Source organism: Cellulomonas septica, from assembly GCF_012396155.1.
Lineage (GTDB): Bacteria > Actinomycetota > Actinomycetes > Actinomycetales > Cellulomonadaceae > Cellulomonas > Cellulomonas septica.
In genome coordinates, this window is record NZ_JAAXOY010000415.1 from 1 (window position 1) to 3,176 (window position 3,176).

Here is a 3,176-nt window from a genome sequence, read left to right on the forward strand (position 1 = left end):
AGCCCGAGCGCCCAGCCTCGACGGGTGGGCCGCAGGCCCATCAGCCGATGGCGCGTCGGGCGCGCGAGGCGGTCGCGGTCAGCGACGCGGGCACGGGGAGCGGCGTGCGCTCCACGATGTCGGCGACGATGTCGCTCGTGCTGCGCCCGGAGAGCCGGGACTCGGTGCTGGGCAGGAGGCGGTGCGCGAGCACGGGCTCGGCGAGCCGCTGGACGTCGTCGGGCAGGACGTGGTCGCGCCCGTCCATCGCGGCGACGGACTTGGCGGCGCGCAGCAGCTGGATCGCGGCGCGGGGGGACGCACCGAGCCGCAGCCCGTGGTCCTGGCGCGTCGCGGTGACGAGGTCGACGACGTACCGCTTGACGGCCGGTGCGGCGAAGAGCCGGCGCGTCGTGCCGATGAGCCGGGCGACCGCCTCGGCGTCGGTCACGGGGCGCAGCTGGTCGAGCGGGTCGGACGTCTCCTGCAGGTCGAGCATGTCGAGCTCGGACTCGACGCTCGGGTAGCCGACGGTGAGCCGTGCCATGAAGCGGTCGCGCTGCGCCTCGGGCAGCGGGTAGGTCCCCTCCATCTCGACGGGGTTCTGCGTCGCGACGACGAGGAACGGCCGGGGGAGCGGGTAGGTGCGGCCGTCGACGGTGGCCTGCGCCTCCTGCATGCACTCGAGGAGCGCCGACTGCGTCTTGGGCGAGGCGCGGTTGATCTCGTCGCCGATGACCACGTGCGCGAAGACGGGCCCGGGCCGGAACTCGAACTCGTGCGTCTGCGTGCGGAAGATGTTGACGCCGGTGAGGTCGCTCGGCAGCAGGTCGGGCGTGAACTGGATGCGGCCGACCGGGCAGTCGATCGTGCGCGCGACCGCCTTGGCGAGCGTCGTCTTGCCGACGCCGGGGACGTCCTCGAGGAGGATGTGCCCCTCCGCGAGCAGCACGGCGAGCGTGGTGCGGACGAGGTCCGGACGCCCGGTGACGACGGACTCGATGCCGGCACGCATCCGGCCGGTGGTGTCGACGACGTCGTCGAGCTCGCTCGACGACGGCACGGCCTGCAGCATGACGCCTCCCTTGGCGGAACTGTGACGAGCCTAAAGGAATCAGGCCCGCGCCGACCGGGAGTCCTTCCCCCACTTCCCTCCACCGGCGGGCGAAACCTCACCACGTCCTGCCGGGGGTGTGCGCCGAATCGCGAAGTTCCGCCCGATGAGCGCGGTTCCCGTCGCTGGCGCGACACGCCCCGGACGGGTGAACCCCCAATTCCGCTCCACTTCCCTCCACTGCCTCTGACCTGCACCTTCACCGTTCCCGACGGGTGAATTCACGTGCCTTTCCAGTGGCGGGTGGAGGGAAGTGGAGTACCGTGGAGGCACGTGGTGAGGCGGGGAGAACCCGCGACAGGGACCGGGAGGGAGGCGTGGTGACGCATGACTCGTCGACCGGCCTCTTCGGGTCCTTCGCGCCGTTCCTCGGGACGTACACACCGCGCCTGGACGACAAGGGCCGGCTCATCCTCCCGGCCAAGTTCCGCGGCCAGCTCGCCCCGGGGCTCGTCATGACGCGCGGGCAGGAGCGCTGCCTCTTCCTGCTGCCGATGGACGAGTTCCGTCGCATGCACGACCAGCTGCGGCAGGCGCCCGTGACCAGCAAGCAGGCGCGCGACTACCTGCGCGTCTTCCTGTCGGGAGCGAGCGACGAGCTGCCCGACAAGCAGGGCCGCATCTCGATCCCGCCGGTGCTGCGCAAGTACGCCGGGCTGGACCGGGACGTCGCCGTCATCGGCGCGGGCACCCGCGTCGAGATCTGGGACCTGCAGGCGTGGGAGACGTACCTCGCCGAGCAGGAGGCCGGCTACGCCGACACGGCGGAGGAGGTCTTCCCGAACGGGCCGTTCTGAGCAGCACGGCCCACGCCCCGCCCTCGCCCGTCCCACGAACCCTCGCTCCGCCCGTCGAGACCTCCCCCCGTCCGCTCTGGCGCACTTCCCCGGTGCCAGAGGGTCGGTGGGGGATCTGGCCGGACGGCGGAGGGACCGTCCGACCACCACCCCCACACCCCCAGGACCGGGGACACCCGTACCCGCAGCCGGCGCACCGGAAGGAGGCAGCGATGGACGAGCGACGCGACGACGCCGCCACCCGGCACACGCCGGTCCTGCTCCAGCGCTGCCTCGACCTGCTCGCGCCCGCGCTCGCCGCGGAGGGTGCCGTGATGGTCGACTCGACGCTCGGCATGGGCGGGCACACCGAGGGCGTGCTGCGCGCGTTCCCGCACGTCCGCGTCGTCGGCATCGACCGCGACCCGCAGGCGCTCGACCTCGCGGGCCGCCGGCTCGCGCCGTTCGGCGAGCGGTTCACGGCGGTGCACGCGGTCTACGACGAGATCGGGGACGTGCTCGACGACCTCGGCCTCGCGCACGTGCAGGGCGTCCTCATGGACCTCGGCGTCTCCTCCCTGCAGCTCGACGAGCGTGAGCGCGGCTTCTCCTACGCGCACGACGCACCGCTCGACATGCGCATGGACGCCACGCGCGGCCTCACCGCGGCGGACGTCGTCAACACGTACGAGGAGCGCGAGATCGCGCGCGTCCTGCGCGAGTACGGCGAGGAGCGGTTCGCGCCGCGCATCGCCCGCTCGATCGTCCGGGCGCGCGAGAAGGCGCCCCTGGCCCGCACCGGCGAGCTCGTCGACCTGGTCCGCGCGGCCATCCCGGCGGCGACGCGCAAGACGGGCGGTCACCCGGCCAAGCGCACGTTCCAGGCGCTGCGCATCGAGGTCAACGGCGAGCTCGAGGTCCTCGAGCGGGCGCTGCCGGCGTCGGTCGAGGCCCTCGCCGTCGGCGGCCGGATCGTCGTCGAGGCGTACCACTCGCTCGAGGACCGGCTGGTCAAGCGGACGTTCGCCGCGGGCGCCACGTCGAGCGCCCCGCCCGACCTCCCGGTCGAGCCCGAGACCCACGCGCCGTACCTGCGGCTCGTCACGCGCGGTGCGGAGGAGGCCGACGAGGCCGAGCTCGCCGCGAACCCCCGCTCGCAGTCCGTGCGCCTGCGCGCCGCCGAGCGGACCCGACCGACCCCCGACCACCTCCGTGGTGGCACCCCTGGCAGGAGGGCAGCATGAGCGCAGAGGCGACGGCGCGGGTCAGCGCCGCTCGGGCGTACCCCGCGGCACGGCCGCAGCCCG

General features: G+C 73.6%; 3 protein-coding genes. 2 read left to right on the forward strand and 1 reads right to left on the reverse strand.

Features of this window, described 5'->3' with window-relative positions:
* Positions 1-40: 40 nt before the first annotated feature.
* Positions 41-1,054: an AAA family ATPase gene (locus tag HGA02_RS14175; RefSeq protein ID WP_168679601.1), complete on the reverse strand. Its 1,014-nt coding sequence runs from the start codon at positions 1,052-1,054 to the stop codon at positions 41-43.
* Between the two features lie 359 nt (positions 1,055-1,413).
* On the opposite strand from HGA02_RS14175, the gene mraZ reads away from it, so the two are divergent.
* Both mraZ and rsmH read left to right on the forward strand, forming a co-directional pair.
* On the forward strand, positions 1,414-1,890 hold the full coding sequence (gene mraZ, locus HGA02_RS14180) for a division/cell wall cluster transcriptional repressor MraZ (protein ID WP_124342229.1): 477 nt from the start codon (positions 1,414-1,416) through the stop codon (positions 1,888-1,890).
* Between the two features lie 212 nt (positions 1,891-2,102).
* On the forward strand, positions 2,103-3,113 hold the full coding sequence (rsmH, locus tag HGA02_RS14185) for a 16S rRNA (cytosine(1402)-N(4))-methyltransferase RsmH (protein WP_168679603.1): 1,011 nt from the start codon (positions 2,103-2,105) through the stop codon (positions 3,111-3,113).
* Positions 3,114-3,176 lie beyond the last annotated feature (63 nt).